The organism is Lederbergia graminis, from assembly GCF_042655485.1.
Lineage (GTDB): Bacteria > Bacillota > Bacilli > Bacillales > Bacillaceae_C > Lederbergia > Lederbergia graminis.
The window spans coordinates 70,826-87,945 of sequence record NZ_JBHSMC010000011.1 but is presented as its reverse complement, the minus strand read 5'-3'; the positions used below and the strand labels follow the sequence as shown (position 1 = coordinate 87,945).

At 36.2% G+C, this 17,120-nt stretch carries 17 protein-coding genes and 1 tRNA gene; 14 read left to right on the top strand and 4 right to left on the bottom strand.

The annotated features are described in order from the left end of the window. The first annotated feature begins 188 nt into the window (after window positions 1-188). The 4 genes from ACFPM4_RS08420 to ACFPM4_RS08405 all read left to right on the top strand — a co-directional run bounded on the left by ACFPM4_RS08420 (window position 189) and on the right by ACFPM4_RS08405 (window position 2,580). Window positions 189-262, top strand: a tRNA-Gly gene (locus ACFPM4_RS08420). Window positions 263-445: 183 nt separating this feature from the next. Beyond that, window positions 446-1,591 (top strand): tRNA epoxyqueuosine(34) reductase QueG, encoded by a 1,146-nt coding sequence (gene queG / locus ACFPM4_RS08415; RefSeq protein WP_382350100.1) that lies wholly within the window; start codon window positions 446-448, stop codon window positions 1,589-1,591. Between the two features lie 57 nt (window positions 1,592-1,648). After that, complete coding sequence (locus ACFPM4_RS08410; RefSeq protein WP_382350097.1) at window positions 1,649-2,149, top strand: DUF402 domain-containing protein; 501 nt, start codon at window positions 1,649-1,651, stop codon at window positions 2,147-2,149. Between the two features lie 116 nt (window positions 2,150-2,265). Beyond that, entirely contained in the window at window positions 2,266-2,580 is a 315-nt protein-coding gene (locus ACFPM4_RS08405; RefSeq protein WP_382350094.1) for a hypothetical protein, read from the top strand. Window positions 2,581-3,060: 480 nt separating this feature from the next. Here ACFPM4_RS08405 and ACFPM4_RS08400 read toward each other — a convergent pair whose 3' ends face one another. Then, complete coding sequence (locus tag ACFPM4_RS08400; RefSeq protein WP_382350091.1) at window positions 3,061-3,240, bottom strand: hypothetical protein; 180 nt, start codon at window positions 3,238-3,240, stop codon at window positions 3,061-3,063. A gap of 95 nt (window positions 3,241-3,335) precedes the next feature. Here ACFPM4_RS08400 and ACFPM4_RS08395 point away from each other — a divergent pair, with 95 nt between their 5' ends. Both ACFPM4_RS08395 and trmL read left to right on the top strand, forming a co-directional pair. Then, complete coding sequence (locus ACFPM4_RS08395; RefSeq protein WP_382350088.1) at window positions 3,336-4,199, top strand: amidase domain-containing protein; 864 nt, start codon at window positions 3,336-3,338, stop codon at window positions 4,197-4,199. Window positions 4,200-4,282: 83 nt separating this feature from the next. Further along, window positions 4,283-4,762, top strand: a complete 480-nt coding sequence (trmL, locus tag ACFPM4_RS08390; protein WP_382350085.1) for a tRNA (uridine(34)/cytosine(34)/5-carboxymethylaminomethyluridine(34)-2'-O)-methyltransferase TrmL — start codon at window positions 4,283-4,285, stop codon at window positions 4,760-4,762. A 46-nt stretch (window positions 4,763-4,808) separates the two neighbouring features. Here the strand turns inward: trmL and ACFPM4_RS08385 are convergent, their stop codons facing one another. Beyond that, a complete protein-coding gene (locus tag ACFPM4_RS08385) occupies window positions 4,809-5,696 on the bottom strand; it encodes a TetR/AcrR family transcriptional regulator (protein WP_382350082.1) in 888 nt (295 codons plus the stop codon). 196 nt (window positions 5,697-5,892) lie between these two features. Between ACFPM4_RS08385 and ACFPM4_RS08380 the strand changes: the two genes are divergently transcribed. The 7 genes from ACFPM4_RS08380 (at window position 5,893) to ACFPM4_RS08350 (ending at window position 14,432) form a co-directional block, all read left to right on the top strand. Beyond that, entirely contained in the window at window positions 5,893-7,407 is a 1,515-nt protein-coding gene (locus tag ACFPM4_RS08380; protein ID WP_382350401.1) for a DHA2 family efflux MFS transporter permease subunit, read from the top strand. A 325-nt stretch (window positions 7,408-7,732) separates the two neighbouring features. Then, window positions 7,733-9,628: a PrkA family serine protein kinase gene (locus tag ACFPM4_RS08375; protein ID WP_144928196.1), complete on the top strand. Its 1,896-nt coding sequence runs from the start codon at window positions 7,733-7,735 to the stop codon at window positions 9,626-9,628. Between the two features lie 297 nt (window positions 9,629-9,925). Continuing rightward, the gene (gene yhbH / locus ACFPM4_RS08370; protein ID WP_382350078.1) at window positions 9,926-11,092 is read left to right on the top strand and encodes a sporulation protein YhbH; all 1,167 of its coding nucleotides are present in this window, start codon (window positions 9,926-9,928) and stop codon (window positions 11,090-11,092) included. 141 nt (window positions 11,093-11,233) lie between these two features. Then, window positions 11,234-12,229 carry an ABC transporter substrate-binding protein gene (locus ACFPM4_RS08365; RefSeq protein ID WP_382350076.1) on the top strand — a complete coding sequence of 332 codons (996 nt, stop codon included), beginning with the start codon at window positions 11,234-11,236 and terminating at the stop codon, window positions 12,227-12,229. Between the two features lie 17 nt (window positions 12,230-12,246). Then, window positions 12,247-13,296, top strand: a complete 1,050-nt coding sequence (locus tag ACFPM4_RS08360) for an ABC transporter permease (protein ID WP_382350073.1) — start codon at window positions 12,247-12,249, stop codon at window positions 13,294-13,296. Continuing rightward, window positions 13,274-14,071 (top strand): ABC transporter ATP-binding protein, encoded by a 798-nt coding sequence (locus ACFPM4_RS08355; protein ID WP_382350070.1) that lies wholly within the window; start codon window positions 13,274-13,276, stop codon window positions 14,069-14,071. The genes ACFPM4_RS08360 and ACFPM4_RS08355 overlap by 23 nt, the downstream gene beginning before the upstream one ends. A 22-nt stretch (window positions 14,072-14,093) precedes the next feature. Then, on the top strand, window positions 14,094-14,432 hold the full coding sequence (locus ACFPM4_RS08350; RefSeq protein WP_382350067.1) for a hypothetical protein: 339 nt from the start codon (window positions 14,094-14,096) through the stop codon (window positions 14,430-14,432). A gap of 16 nt (window positions 14,433-14,448) precedes the next feature. Here ACFPM4_RS08350 and ACFPM4_RS08345 read toward each other — a convergent pair whose 3' ends face one another. Together ACFPM4_RS08345 and ACFPM4_RS08340 are read right to left on the bottom strand one after the other, a co-directional pair. After that, the gene (locus ACFPM4_RS08345) at window positions 14,449-15,747 is read right to left on the bottom strand and encodes an NCS2 family permease (RefSeq protein WP_382350064.1); all 1,299 of its coding nucleotides are present in this window, start codon (window positions 15,745-15,747) and stop codon (window positions 14,449-14,451) included. Between the two features lie 159 nt (window positions 15,748-15,906). Continuing rightward, window positions 15,907-16,302, bottom strand: a complete 396-nt coding sequence (locus ACFPM4_RS08340; protein ID WP_382350061.1) for a thiol-disulfide oxidoreductase DCC family protein — start codon at window positions 16,300-16,302, stop codon at window positions 15,907-15,909. A 145-nt stretch (window positions 16,303-16,447) separates the two neighbouring features. Between ACFPM4_RS08340 and wrbA the strand changes: the two genes are divergently transcribed. Continuing rightward, window positions 16,448-17,059 (top strand): NAD(P)H:quinone oxidoreductase, encoded by a 612-nt coding sequence (gene wrbA, locus ACFPM4_RS08335; RefSeq protein ID WP_382350058.1) that lies wholly within the window; start codon window positions 16,448-16,450, stop codon window positions 17,057-17,059. Window positions 17,060-17,120: the final 61 nt, after the last annotated feature.

Below are 17,120 nucleotides of genomic sequence, written 5' to 3'. Positions count from 1 at the left end.
AAAAAGCCAAACTAATAATTTCAACATTAGTTTGGCTTTGATTTTAGAAAAATGGAAGAAGTGAATCGCTTGAATAAGCACCTTCAAAGGAATAAACCAAAATCTTGTGAACATAATGTGACAAAGCTTGCGTTTTTTCGTTCCTTTTTGTATACTAACAAAGTATTCTTTTTAAAGCATCATATTTTGCGGGTGTAGTTTAGTGGTAAAACCTCAGCCTTCCAAGCTGATGATGTGAGTTCGATTCTCATCACCCGCTCCATACATACTTTTACTAACGTAGTGTTTCGTTTTCTAGAAAAATGAGGCATTGCGTTTTTTTCATTTTATTACCTTTTTTATGATGCGGAAATTCAATTGTATTCATGTTATGATAAATTTGTTCATTAATTATTATATAAAAAACATTCACATATAAAAATCCACAAGGAAGGAGGTAGTTTCTATGGATTACGGTAAATTGAAAGAAGATATTATTGCGTATAGCAAAGAAATCGGCATTGATAAAATTGGTATTGCTAGTTCAGAGCCATTTGCGGAATTGAAAAATCGCTTAATACGTCAACAAGAACTTGGTTACCAATCTGGTTTTGAAGAGAAGGATATTGAAAAACGTACAGATCCTTCCTTAATTTTTGATGGACCACGGTCGATTATTGCAATAGCGTTAGCATATCCATCCAAAATTAAAGATGCCCCGCGCGGGAAAAAAGGAGAGCGGAGAGGAATTTTTGCCCGTGCATCATGGGGAGTGGACTATCATGTGCTTGTTCGTGAAAAATTAGAGCTACTTGCTGAGTATATCGATAGTAGAGTACCAGAAGCACGCTATAAATTAATGGTAGACACGGGAGAGTTATCAGACAGGGCAGTTGCCGAACGAGCAGGAATTGGCTGGAGCGGTAAAAACTGTTCCATTATAACTCCTGAATTTGGCTCCTATGTCTATCTTGGAGAAATGATCACCAATCTTCCACTGGAAGCGGATGAACCAATACTGGATCAATGTGGTGACTGTCGCTTATGTTTAGATGCTTGCCCAACAGGCGCACTCGTTCAAGCTGGCCAGTTAAATGCACAACGATGTATTTCATTTCTAACACAAACGAAAAACTCACTTCCAGATGAATTTAGAACGAAAATTGGAAACCGTATTTATGGATGTGATACATGCCAAACAGTCTGCCCGAAAAATAAAGGCATGGATTTTCACCATCATCCACTCATGGAACCGGATGGGGAAATAGCAAAACCATTATTACAACCATTATTACAAATTTCCAATCGTGATTTTAAAGAGAAATTTGGACATGTAGCTGGTTCTTGGCGAGGAAAAAAACCAATCCAACGAAATGCGATTTTTGCTCTAGCACACTTTAAAGAAGAACCTGCTGTAGATGATTTAATAGAGGTACTAACGAAAGATGTGCGTCCGGTATTAAGAGGATCTGCAGCTTGGGCACTTGGAAAAATAGGTAGTGAAAAAGCAAAAAATGCACTCTTGGAAGCTCAACAGCGAGAAAAAGACGAAGAAGTTCAAGCTGAAATTGCAAAAGGCTTAGCTTTCTTTGAAGTGAAAGACGAAGTATAAAATTGTTTGCAGACCAGTAGCCAATTGGTCTGCAATTTTTTTAAGGGAGAGGGAAAAATGAGTGAAACTATACATATTATGGCTCTAAAACATCCAAATATTCCTCATTATGAATGGGAAGGTGAAATAATTAAAAAAACGGATGAATATATCGTTGTCCTATGTAAACCAGGAAGGCAACTGAAGCATCATACAAAAGGAAAAACGTTCACAATGAAAAATACTTCCATTGAGCTTTTTTCTTTCAAAGAGTGGTATACGGTTGCAGCCGGTGTAGAAGAGGGCGAGATTACTTCCTACTATTGTAATGTTGCCATGCCTTCCAAAATGAATGGAAACGAGCTAACTTTTGTCGACCTAGACTTGGACTTAGTGAAAAAAGTGAACGCAGATTGGCAAGTGGTCGATGAAGATGAATTTGAAGAGAACAGCTTGAAATTCAGCTATTCGAATGAATTAAAAGATTATGCAATACATTCATTAGAAGAATTAAAGAAAAAAGCACTACATAAACAATTTCCATTTGATGAAAGTATTTTAAATATGTTAAACAAGTAAAAGTAAAGGCGGTTCATCATTGAATCGTCTTTTATTTTAACAAAATATTTGTGTTGTTTTCGGAATATTGTGTTATTATGGAAGCGTAACCAAATTTTTCATTGGGGGATTGCATTTTGTATGCACAATTATTTTTGGGGATTTTCTTCATCATTCAAGGCATTACGAAACACTTTATTAGAAAACCAAACTTGTTAATTTCAAAAGTAGTATTTCAACGCCTTTCTGATGAAGAGGTGTCAAGCTATCTGAAGAAAGTTGGTAAAGTGAATATTCTTTTTGGTCTTATTGTTGTCACGATGGGACAAATAGAATACAGATATCAACCTAACCCCTGGATCTTCCTACCGACTTACATCCTTCTAGGTTTGGCATGTATAGCACTAATAATTTATATAAATAAAAGATATACAGGTAACATGACGCTATGAAGATAATTTAATAGCGTTTTTTTTATCGTGAATGAACAATCTCATGGAAACAAGCAGTTAATTCACGTTGAACCGATTCTTATTCGCGATTTGCGCGATATTCTCGCGATTCTGGATCCGAATCTCGCGATAAAATGAATATTCTCGCGATTCCGAGCACAATACTCGTGCAAAAAAATATACTCGCGATTCCGGATCACATTCTCGCGATAAAACGAATAATCTCGCGATTCTGCTTCAAAATCTCGCGATAAACGAAAATACTCGCGATTCTGCTTCAAAATCTCGCGATAAAATGAATATTCTCGTGATTCTAGGTCAAAATCTCGCGATAAAATGAATATTCTCGTGATTCTAGGTCAAAATCTCGCGATAAAAAAAATATATTCGCGATTCCGAACGCAAAACTCGCGTAAGAAAACAATCTCGCGATTCCGCATCAAAATCTCGCGGTAAAACGAATATTCTCGCGATTCCGCATCAAAATCTCGCGATAAAACGAATAATCTCGCGATTCTGCTTCAAAATCTCGCGATTCCGAATCATATTCTCGCGATAAACAAAATATATTCGCGATTCCCCATCAAATACTCGCGAACCGGTTCTAGGAATACTCGCAAAATCATACTCAGGATACACGAAACCAATCACAACCCCCACACAAGAACTCCATCTCGCGCAATTATGAAAATCCTCACACCAAGTATGATAAATCCTTCCAACATAAGCATATACATTTTCTGAGGAGGGATTGCATGCGCGAGCAGTTATTAGCAAAGTTGGATGAGCGTATTGAGCAGATTGTGCGCAGACGGAAAGTGAATGATGAAAAAATAATAAAGAAGCTAGATAGTTGTATGAAAAGAAAAGCTGATATTGTAAAAGTATTGGCAGAGGGGCAAATTAACTCACTAGATGAAGATGGGGAGCATGTTTATCTTCATTATGATGTTCGCTTTAAATATCTGATTCGTCAATGCGGAAAGATGTATATAGAGGAAGAAGTAGAAAATCGAAAAGCATCCTTCTATAAAGGAAGTCTTTATGAAGAAGTAGAGGTGCCGGTACCAACATCGCAGCAACCTCTTGATTTATTAATAGATGCGGATTCATCACAAGCACGAGCACCATTTTATTATGATCGTCTGAAAGCAGTTCAGTATGCGGAACGTTGGTGGAATGAATATAATCCAGCATATGAAAAATTTGAAAATGACTGTACAAATTATATTTCTCAATGTCTACGTGCAGGCGGTTCTCCGATGAGGGGGTATCCTAATAGGAGTAATGGTTGGTGGTACCAGAATAAAAATTGGAGTTATAGTTGGTCTGTAGCCAATGCATTAAAGATATATTTAGGAAGTTCGAAAACAGGTTTAAGAGCAAGAGAAGTGCATGACCCATTAGAGTTAAAATTAGGTGATGTGATTTGTTATGATTTCCAAGGAGATGGTCGTTTTGACCACAATACCATTGTCACTGGAAAGGACTATAATGGAGAGCCACTCGTAAATGCACATACGTATAATAGTCGAATGCGTTATTGGGCATACGAGGATTCCACTGCGTACACTCCGAATATTAAATATAAAATGTATTCGATCGTAGATGATGCTTAGGAAATGATATCCTTCGTTTTTATCGTAGCTTCGTTCTTTAAAAATATAGTATAATGGCACAGTATAGTTTACGAATGAGGTGAATGATTGTGCCAAATCATATAGTTTTATATCAACCAGAAATTCCTGCGAATACAGGAAATATTGCGAGAACGTGTGCTGCAACGGATACACATTTACATTTAATCCGACCACTCGGGTTTTCTACTGATGATAAAATGTTAAAGCGTGCCGGTCTTGATTATTGGCAGTATGTGAATATTACGTATCATGATTCCTTGGATGATTTCTTCTTAGCTTATCCTAAAGGTGAATTTTTCTACTTAACAAAGTTCGGGACTCAACCTCACACAACTTTCGATTACAGTCATTTAGAGAAAGATTACTTCTTTATGTTTGGAAGAGAAACAACTGGTCTTCCAAAAGACTTAATTGCTGAAAATAAGGATAGATGTTTGCGAATTCCTATGAATGAAAATGTCCGTTCCTTAAATTTATCCAATACCGCTGCTATTTTAGTATACGAAGCATTACGTCAACAAAATTATCCAGCGTTAAATTAAAAAAACTGTCCACTCATGTGGGCAGTTTTTTTCTATAGGTAACTTCCTACTTTGTTGCAAAATATTGATGAACAAGTTCTGTTATATCATTAACTTCAGAGCGATATATCGACTCATCAAACACTTCTGTTACAGTGCGTACGACACTTGTAATGAGAAACTCACGTGGTTCGCTTGCCTGGAATTCAGATAAAAGGAATTCGATATATTCGATATTTTTTTTGTTCTTTTCTTCCTTATTCATATGGTCAGAAAGATTTTTTAAACGATTGATAATTTGTTTTTTTAATTGTATCTGTGATATTTCTTCTTTTTGTTCTTGGTCAGATAGCCAGTTAGTTGGAAAAAATGGTGCATCCAACTCATCTTGTTGATGAATCATTAATTTCACTCTTTGTAAGGAAAAACGGATGATACTTTCTAACGTATACTCGCTTTTCGTTCCAATCTTACTAACATGTATCATTTGTTGGATGATACCAAAGAATATGATGGAATAGTCTAAAGAATGCTGTTTTACATCATTGCCAAAAAGATCGATGAAGCGATGAGAAGTCCATTTTAATTCGCGTACAAGTTGCTTTTGCATAAGTTGTTTCAAATCATCGTCTTTTGAATGCATGACTGATTGGAATAATGCGATTAAGTTATGTTCTCGATTCATCTTCAATCTGACATGAACTTGTTCAATGAATACCTCTTGATCATCCTTATTTTTACCAAAAGACAATTCCTTCCTTAATAGAAAAGTTTCATTTTGGACTTGTTCAAGGATGGCAATTAAACATTCATTTTTGGAGCTGAAATGATTATAAAAAGTACCTTTTGCAATTTTAGCCCCATCTAATATATCTTGAATTGATGTAGAAGCAAACCCTTTCTCGATAAATAAACGGTGAGCTACATCAATAATTTGTTTTTTTCGAGCATTCATTTTATCACCTTTGTACTCGTAGTCTATTTGTATTTTAGCTTGTATTCTGCTTGAAATCAACATTTGTTAATGTAGGTAAATTTTTTTATTGCTTTTTTTGAACTAGCGGTATAAAATATTTTAAGTGCAAAAGACTACGGGTACAAAATTTGAACTTATAGTATGATTGGGGGAATTTATAGTGGATATCGAATCCATGCATAAGAAACCGCCCTATGGCGTAATAGCAATACTTTTTATCGGGGCGTTTGTATCGTTTTTAAACAATACACTTATTAATATTGCACTTCCCTCGATAAAAAATGAATTTGTAATTAGTACAGCTACTGTCCAATGGTTATCTACAGGGTACATGCTAATAAATGGTATTTTAATACCTGCAAGTGCCTTTTTTATTCAACGATTTTCTAACCGAAGATTATTTATTACAGCAATGTCATTGTTTACATTGGGAACTCTTCTAGCAGCTTTAGCACCATCATTTGGTGTATTACTAGCAGGAAGAATGGTTCAGGCTTCTGGGTCTGCCATTATGATGCCATTATTGATGAATGTAATGTTAACGGCTTTTCCAGTTGAAAAACGGGGAACAGCAATGGGATTCTTTGGATTAGTTATGATTATGGCTCCAGCAATTGGACCGACTTTATCAGGGTATATTATTGAACACTATGATTGGAGAACATTATTCTATGTAATCCTTCCATTCGCAGTTCTTACCTTATTATGGGCTATCTTTAAATTGAAAAATATAACTCCATTGCGAGAAGTCCATTTAGATAAAGCTTCCTTAGTATTATCCAGTGTTGCATTTGGAGGTTTATTGTACGGATTTAGTACAGCAGGGGATAAGGGCTGGAGCGCTCCAATTGTTTATGTGACCATTACAATCGGTGCAATTGGATTAATCACGTTTGTATTACGTCAACTACGTATGAAAGAACCAATGCTTGAATTTAAAATTTATAAACATCCGATGTTTGCATTATCTTCTGCTATTTCTATTGTCATTTCCATATCGATGTTTTCAGGGATGATTTTAACACCGTTGTATGTGCAAGAAGTAAGAGGAATTTCACCATTTCATTCTGGTATATTAATGCTTCCAGGCGCATTACTAATGGGAATCATGTCCCCAATTAACGGGAAGTTATTTGATAAGTATGGAGCGAAAATTCTAGCAATCACTGGAATTAGTATCATGGTCGTGACGACATTTTTATTTACAAAACTTACATTGGAAACAACATATACACACTTATTAATGTTGTATACATTCCGTAGCTTTGGAATGTCGATGGTTATGATGCCTGTCATGACTAACGGAATGAATCAATTACCTATGGCGATGAATCCACATGGAACAGCCATGAATAATACACTTCAACAAGTGTCTGGTGCGATAGGTACTGCATTTATGATTACAATCATGAATAAGAGAGCTACTAGTTCAGGTGAGGCGTTAGCAGCTAAAGCACAAGCAAATATGGATCCTAATGCTGCTCCACCATCACAAGAAGTGATTGATCAAATGGGTAAATTAATTGAGCATCAAGCATTGTTAGATGGAATAACGTATTCATTCTTAATTTCTACCTATATTGCTGTTATTGCTTTAGTTTTAGCCTTCTTCATTAGAAGAGTAAAACCTCCAATGTCAGAGATGCCGAAAAAAGTAGCAGTACCTACAAAACAAGTAGCAACAGAATAAAAAAACTGCCAACAAATAGTTGGCAGTTTTTTTATGTTATTTCTTTGTTACACCTGGCTTGTCTTCATAACCTGAAGTGAAAATAGCAGCCAAGAATGCAATCGTTACACCGATAACAAGAATTAATCTCATGTTATGTATAGCCTCCTTGTAAGCGAAAGTGTATTAATATTATAGCCCATTTTTAAAATAAAGTGAATGTATCACTATTTTTTTCATTAATTTTGTGTCTTCAAAGTGAATAGCTAGAATTAATCATGTTTGGTTGGCCAAGTGCATAGAATTAAATAATCATCTCTCCAATATGCAAACTAGGGAGGTACAAATGGATATTTTAAAGAAGGTAGAACAATACCGTTTACAAGAAGAAGCGTTGAAATGGGAAGGTACATTTGCTGAGTACTTAGAGTTACTTAAGGAGAAGCCATGGGTAGCACAATCCTCCCACTCTCGAATATATAACATGATTAAAGATGCGGGAGTAGAGGAGAAAAACGGAAAGAAAAAATATCATTTCTTCAGTAAAGAATTATTTGGTCTTGAAGAGGCATTGGAAAAGTTAGTGGAAGAATATTTTCATCCATCAGCAAAACGTTTGGATGTTAGGAAAAGAATCTTACTATTAATGGGACCTGTTAGCGGAGGAAAATCGACACTAGTCACGATGTTAAAAAGAGGGTTGGAAAATTATACAAGAACAGACAGAGGTGCAGTATTCGCAATAAAAGGATGCCCGATGCATGAAGATCCATTACATTTAATTCCACCACATTTACGTCCAGATTTCTATGCACAATATGGAATTCGCATAGAAGGAAACTTATCTCCACTTAATACGATGAGATTAGAGGAAGAATATGGTGGTAGAATTGAAGATGTCATAGTGGAAAGAATATTCTTCTCAGAAGACAAACGGGTTGGTGTCGGTACATTTAGTCCATCCGATCCGAAATCACAAGATATTGCTGATTTAACTGGTAGTATTGATTTCTCTACTATCGCCGAATATGGCTCCGAATCAGATCCGCGTGCCTATCGATTTGATGGAGAGCTCAATAAAGCAAACCGCGGTTTAATGGAATTCCAGGAAATGTTAAAATGCGATGAAAAATTCCTATGGCATCTCCTGTCATTGACACAGGAAGGAAATTTCAAAGCTGGCCGATTTGCATTAATTTCAGCGGATGAACTTGTCGTTGCACATACGAATGAAACGGAGTATCGCTCCTTCATTGCAAATAAGAAAAATGAAGCTTTACATTCACGTATCATTGTCATGCCAGTTCCATATAACTTAAAAGTTTCTCAGGAAGAACGGATTTATGAAAAGATGATTCGAGAAAGTGATGTGGCAGATGTTCATATTGCCCCTCATACATTGAGAGTAGCGGCCATGTTTACGATCCTAACTCGTCTGCATGATTCCAAACGTAGTGATGTCGACTTAATTAAGAAAATGCGTTTATATGATGGTGAAAATGTAGAAGGCTATAATTCTGCAGATGTGGAGGAGATGAAAAAAGAGTTTCAAGAAGAAGGTATGAGTGGAATTGATCCACGTTATGTGATTAACCGCATATCTTCCACGATTATTCGTAAAGGCATGACTTCTATTAATGCGCTAGATGTGCTTAGATCCTTGAAAGAAGGATTGGATCAACATCCATCTATCACAAATGAATTGCGTGAAAAATATTTGAACTATATTTCTTTAGCAAGAAAAGAATATGATGAAATCGCCAAGAAAGAAGTTCAAAAAGCATTTGTCTACTCTTATGAGGAATCAGCGAAAACGTTAATGGATAATTACTTAGATAACGTAGAATCATTCTGTAATAAAACGAAGCTAAGAGATCCATTAACTGGAGAAGAAATTAATCCAGATGAAAAATTAATGAGATCCATTGAAGAGCAAATTGGTATTTCAGAAAATGCGAAGAAAGCATTTAGAGAAGAAATTCTCATTCGCATCTCTGCACTAGCAAGGAAAGGGAAGCGTTTTGATTATCGCTCACATGCTAGACTAAAAGAAGCCATTCAAAAGAAACTTTTCGCAGATTTGAAAGATGTTGTGAAGATTACGACTTCCTCCACGACGCCGGATGAACAGCAATTGAAGAAAGTTAATGAAGTTGTAGCAAGGTTAATTGATGAACATGGCTACAATTCTACTTCCGCAAATGAATTATTGAGATATGTTGGTAGTTTATTAAATCGCTAAATCAAGAATCCTTAGCTACATTTGAATAATATTCATTGTAGCTAAGGATTTTAATATTTTTCCTAAAAAGTATCCTGCAAACTTCCTATAGATTGTTTAGATATTTTAAGCTGTAGGCACTTAACGATATAGGTTGTACAAAAAATCTGAATCGTCCATTTTTCGAAATTAAGTGTAAATATATTTTGCGAAATGCATAGGATAGAGTAATTAGAGATTATGTCTCTAAGAATAATGAAGTCGACCTATTATATGCAATCGACGAAAATATGTGAATTTTTATAGGAGGGTGTGAAGATGGCAGATACAGAGCATCATCAGTTCGCGATATCTCAGGAAGATTGGTCCCTCCACCGAAAAGGTCATGATGACCAGCAGCGTCATCAAGAGAAAGTTCAAGATGCGATTCGTAGCAATTTACCTGATTTAATTACAGAAGAAAGCATCATCATGTCCGACGGGAAGGACGTAGTCAAAATACCAATAAGGTCACTAGATGAATATAAGATCCGCTATAACTATGATAAAAACAAGCATGTAGGCCAAGGCGATGGTGACAGTAAAGTTGGAGATGTAGTTGCTCGCGATGGTTCTGCGCAGAAGGGACCCGGAAAAGGGCAAGGTGCTGGTGATCAAGCAGGGGAAGATTACTATGAAGCTGAAGTTTCTTTAATGGAGATAGAAGAAGCTTTATTTAAGGAATTGGAATTACCGAATTTGCAAAGAAAAGAACAGGATCTAAATAAAGTAGAAGAAGTAGAATATAATGACATTCGTAGAACAGGATTAATGGGTAATATTGATAAGAAAAGGACAATGATGTCCGCATTTAAACGAAATGCTTTAAGTGGCCAGGCAGCATTCTATCCAATATATCCAGAAGATTTAAAGTTTAAGACATGGAATGAAATTCAGAAGCCGGAGTCAAAAGCAGTTGTACTTGCGATGATGGATACGAGTGGAAGTATGGGAATATGGGAAAAGTATATGGCACGAAGTTTCTTTTTCTGGATGACGAGATTTTTAAGGACGAAATATGAATCTGTAACAATTGAATTTATTGCTCATCATACAGAAGCAAAAGTAGTTTCAGAGGAAGATTTCTTTTCAAAAGGGGAAAGCGGTGGAACGATATGTTCTTCTGTTTATCGAAAAGCACTAGAATTAATTTCCGAAAAGTATGATCCTGCACGTTATAACATCTATCCATTCCATTTTTCAGACGGAGATAATTTAACATCGGATAATCCACGTTGCATCAAATTAGTGAATGAAATTATGGAGAAAGCCAATATGTTTGGTTATGGAGAAGTAAATCAATATCAACGTAATTCGACATTAATGTCCGCCTACAAAAATATTAAAGACGACAAATTTTACTATTATATTTTAAAACAAAAAGCAGATGTTTTTCATGCAATGAAGAGCTTTTTCAAGAAGGAAGAAGATCGGCAAACAGTATAAAAAAAGAACCTAGACGAACAAGTGTCTAGGTTTTTTGTATATTTTAAACTTATTGACAATTGGCGCTTGTCAGTGTACCATAACGATAAAATATTGGTGGCTTTATTACATAAAAGGGTTGAAGAATGAGGAGGAAATTGGATGAAGTTAAAATGGAAAAAAGGGGCAGCTGTCCTCTTAGGTGCAGCATTGTTATTATCTGCATGTGGACAAGGTGACTCTAAATCAGACGATGATGGAAATAAAAATGGAGATGCGAAAGAAAAGTATAAAATCGGTGTTACGCAAATAGTAGAACATGATTCCTTAAATGCAGCATTTGACGGTTTTAAGAAAGCGTTGTCTGATGCTGGACTAGATGTCGAATATGATGTGCAAAATGCGCAAAATGATTCCAGTATGAATACTACGATTGCTACGAATCTAGTAAACTCTAATGTTGATTTAATTTTTGCTAATTCAACTCCTAGTGCACAAGCAGTTGCGAATGCAACAGCAGATATTCCGATCGTATTTACATCTGTAACAGATGCAATTTCAGCTCAATTAGTAGATTCCAACGAAAAACCAGGTGCAAATATTACAGGTACATTAGATAACCACCCTGATGCGATTCCAAATACATTTAAGTTCCTAAAAGAACAACTAGGTGCTGAGAGCGTTGGTATCGTATTTAATGCAGGTGAACAAAACTCACGTGCTCAAGTAGATGCTATTAAAAAAGTTCTCGATGATTTAGATATGAATTTGGAAGAAGCTTCTGTATCCACAGCAGCTGAGGTTAAACAAGCGACAGAATCATTGCTAGGTAAAGTAGATGCTTTCTACATCTTCACGGATAATACAGTAGTATCAGCTCTTGAGTCTGTTATTGCAGTTGCGAATCAAAATAAAATGCCATTAATGGTCGGTGAATTTGACTCCGTACGAAAAGGCGGATTAGCTGCTTATGGTTTTGAATATTTTGATATTGGATATGAAGCTGGACAAATGGCAGTGAAAATATTGAAAGATGGTACAAAACCAGCAGATATTCCTGTACAAGTACCACAAAACTTAAAATTTGTAGTAAATGAAGAAACAGCAAAAACAATTGAATTAGAAATAAAAGATGAATGGAACGCTGAATTAGAATAGATAGGAGATGATTCTTTATGTTTGCAGCAATGTTCGGCTCCGTAGAGCAAGGAATCATCTATGCCATCATGGCGCTTGGTGTTTATTTAACATTTCGTGTGCTTGACTTTCCGGACCTTACAGTAGATGGGAGTTTTGTTACAGGTACTGGTACAGCAGCAACGATGATTGTACTTGGATATAACCCCGTTTTAGCTACATTTACGGCATTAGTTATTGGTTTTATCGCAGGTTGTTTTACGGGTATTCTCCATACAAAAGGGAAAATCAATTCCCTTTTGTCTGGTATTTTAATGATGATTGCTCTCTATTCTATTAACTTAAGAATAATGGGTATGACGTTAGATGCTGGATCTACAGCAGGACGTTCTAATATACCGTTGATGAGAGAAGAAACGATATTTACGATGTTTGCTGATTTTTGGAGTAAGTTAGGTATTGATACTTCCATTAATAATATCTTAACCTCCATGGGTGTAGAATTCTTACCATCAACTTATGGAACGTTATTAGTTATCTTAATTATTATTATCTTAATAAAATTAATTACGGATTGGTTTTTACGAACAGAAGTTGGTCTAGCGATACGAGCAACTGGAGATAACAAGAAGATGATTCGCAGCTTCTCTGCCAATACAGATAATCTTGTAATTCTTGGCCTTGGACTATCTAATGCTCTTGTAGCATTCTCTGGTGCACTATTTGCTCAATACGCAGGATCTTCCGATATTACGATGGGGATAGGGATGATTATCGTCGGATTAGCTTCTGTCATAATCGGAGAAGCAATCTTTGGAACGAAATCAATCGTTCGTACTACATTTGCCATTATTGGTGGAGCGATTATATATCGTATTATCATCGCGCTAGCACTAAGAGCTGAATTTCTTGAATCAGGAGATACGAAATTAATTACTGCAATTATCGTTATCCTAGCTTTAGTAATTCCTCAAATGCTTTCCAAAAGAAAAGAAGCAAGGCGCAAAGCTAAGCGACGTGCTGAAAAATCCCTTCAAATGTCAGTAGATGGGGAGGCGAAGTCAATTGTTAAGACTGGAACAGATTAATAAGATTTTTAATGAAGGTACACCAGATGAGAAAATTGCCCTCGATGAAATTAATCTGGAGCTGAAGCAAGGCGACTTCGTAACCATCATTGGGAGTAATGGGGCTGGGAAATCTACGTTAATGAACATGATTTCAGGGGCTCTCGTACCAGATATTGGCGAAGTATTAATTGCCGATAAAAATGTGACGAAGCAACCAGAATATAAACGTTCGCAATTAATAGGTAGGGTATTCCAAGATCCGATGGCAGGAACAGCACCATCAATGACAATTGAAGAGAATTTAGCAATGGCTTTTTCTCGAAATAAAAAGCGTGGCTTAAAAAAAGGGATCGATAAGAAAAGAAGAGAGTTTTTCAAAGAGTCTTTAGAGGCATTGCATCTTAACTTAGAAAACCGTCTAAATGCAAAAGTTGGTTTACTTTCAGGAGGAGAAAGGCAAGCATTATCGCTGTTAATGGCAACTTTTACACAGCCATCGATTCTCTTATTAGACGAACATACAGCAGCACTTGATCCATCTCGAGCTGAATTAATTACAAACTTAACAAAGCAGCTAGTTGAAAAGTACCAATTAACAACATTGATGGTTACGCATAATATGCAACAGGCATTAGACCTTGGAAATCGATTAATTATGATGGATAAAGGACAAATCATCCTCCAAGTGGATGAAGGGCAGAAAAAAGACCTTACCATTGATAAATTAATGGCAGAATTCCAACGAATACGAGGAGAAAAACTAGTAGACGATAAGACCTTATTATCCGTGTAATTCCATAAAAAGGGGGTCTTACATGGTAACGGCTTTATATGTCCTTGGGATAATGGTGATAGTAGTTGGGGTTATTTCTGGTTTACTAACAAATTCATTATTAGGTCTTCTCATTGCTATTTTTGGATCTATTGTTTCAGCAATCACACTCATTGCATTAGCAAAGATAATAGAAAATCAAAATACAATTTTATTTAAATTAAACAAACAAGATGAATTAGTAGAGCATCAGGAAACAAAGAAAAAGAAAAAAATGAAAAATTGTCCGAAATGTAAATATGAATATGAGGAAGATAGGTCCTCGTGCCCTTATTGTGGTTATCGTCATGAGAGGAAAGTAAAAAACCGTTGGATTGATTAATCCAACGGTTTTTGGCTTAGTGTGGCAAAAACACTAGTTGATAGAAAAATAATACTGCAAAAATATAGACTAATGGATGCACGGAGCGCCATTTGCCTGTAACGATTTTTAAAATAGGATAAGAAATAAAACCTAGCGCAATCCCGGTTGCAATACTTGATGTTAGTGGCATGCTTAGTATGATAAGAAACGCAGGAAATGCTTCATCAATTTCATTCCATTTAATATTAGCAACGGCACCGATCATTAAACTACCTACGATAATGAGTGCTGGTGATGTAATAGCAGTAATTCCTGAAACAGCATCAACAAGTGGGCCGAAAAATGCAGCGATTAAAAATAATATGGCAACAGTTACAGTTGTTAATCCAGTTCGGCCACCAGCTGCAACACCTGAAGATGATTCAACATATGCACTTGTCGGACTCGTACCAAACATAGCACCTGCTGTAGTAGCAACAGAGTCTGCTAATAAGGCTTGGCGTGCACGTGGCATCGTGTTACCTTTCATTAATCCTGCTTGCTTCGCTACACCAATCATCGTTCCAGTAGTGTCAAAAATCGTAACGAGTAAGAAGGAGAAGACAACTGCATAGAGAGCATGGTCCCATACCTCTACAAATGCCGTAATGGGATTTGTAATAATCATTCCTTCTGGAAGAGAAGGTGTGTCCATAAATCCTTTTTCAAAGCTTAAATCACCAGTGAAAAATGCTATTAATCCAGTTACAATCATGCCAATAAATAATGCTCCATGAACTCTAAGTGCCATTAAGATTAATGTTATAGCTAAACCTAGTAATGTAAGGAGTGTACCAGATGCATGAAGATCTCCAAGTTTTACTAGATTATCAGGATGTGCAACAATTAATCCTGACATTCTCATCCCAATAAAAGCTATAAACAGCCCAATTCCAGCAGTAATCCCATTTTTTAAGTTCTCCGGAATTGCCTCGATTAACACTTTCCGAAACGGAGTTAACGATAAAATAATAAAAATAATACCGGCAACAAATACTGCAGCAAATGCTGTTTGATAACTAATATTATGTGTTTCAACTACAGAATAAGCGAAGTAAGCATTTAATCCCATACCTGGAGCAATTGCAATTGGATAATTTGCAGCCAGTGCCATCCACAAAGTCCCGATCACAGTAGCGATAATCGTTGCAGAAAATACTTGCTCGAAAGGTACACCGGCATCTTTCAAGATAATAGGATTGACCACAATTATGTATGCCATCGTGAGAAAAGTAGTTAATCCAGCAATTAATTCTGTTTTTACATTCGTGTTGTTTTCTTTTAATTTAAACATCGAATACCTCCGAAATACGAACATTTATAAGACCATTAATTATAATATTCGTTACTAACGTTATTTGCAAGAGAAATATCCTATAATGTTAATTTTTCACGTCAAGATGGAGCATAAACAATGTTCGAACAAAAAAAGCATTCCTTTTTCGGAACGCATTTAAGAAAGAAATCTGCTTCTAATTTCTGGAGGAGGAATCATGCACTGATCCATTTTCCCAAACCATTTATAACGGTTTTTAGCCACATAATTATAAACTATATTCCTAATAGGTGGTGGAATGATGATAAATAAATAAAATAGTTTCCAAGCTCCAGTTAATTTTTTACATATTTTAAGTGCTGCGGTGCTTCTCATATATGCTTTCTCGTTTTCAATTAATAGCATGCTATCGATATTTTCTGGGATATTATATTTTTTTCGCATTGACTGTCCGACATCACTTTGTAATGAAGCAAAATGAAAGAATCCATTTGGGTCTCGTTTAATAATAAATTGCACACTTGTATCACAAAAATTACATTCTCCATCAAAGAGTACAATTCTCTGTCCCATAGAAACCCTCCTTGCACATCGTTCTATTTTCATTATGAACTAAGAAGTATGGTGAAAGCAATGCATTTTTCTGTGTAAAAATAGCACAACTTTCACATACTAGGGAAGACTTTTTGGTCAGAATGAAAATGGAGGAAAAGAAACTATGTCTAATGTAAAACTAGCGATTGTTTATTACAGTTCTACAGGTACGAATTACCAACTTGCACAATGGGCGGAAGAAGGCGCTAAAGAAGCGGGAGCTGAAGTGAAAATTGTAAAGGTTCCTGAATTAGCACCACCAGCAGCGATTGAATCCAATCCTGCTTGGAAAGCACATGTAGATGCTACGAAAGATGTACCTGAAGCAACATCTGCTGATCTCGAATGGGCAGATGCCATTATATTCAGTGTACCAACCCGATTTGGTAATGTTGCGAGTCAAATGAAGCAATTCTTCGACACACAAGGTGGACTGTGGGCACAAGGTAAATTAGTGAATAAAGTCGTAAGTGCGATGTCCTCTGCTCAAAATCCACATGGTGGACAAGAAGCAACTATATTATCCTTGTATACGACAATGTACCATTGGGGTGCTATTGTTGTGGCACCTGGCTACACAGATCCAGTTTTATTTGGAGCTGGTGGAAATCCATATGGTACGAGTGTATCTGTTGATCAAAATGGAAAAATGATAGAAGATGTTCAAGGAGCTGTTAAGCATCAAGCGAAAAGAACGGTTACCGTTGCGGAATGGGTGAAAAAGGGTAATCAATAGGCAATAATAGTCCCTTGATTTTTACGATATGGTAACATGTCGTTGTTGATTTCCGTTCTAG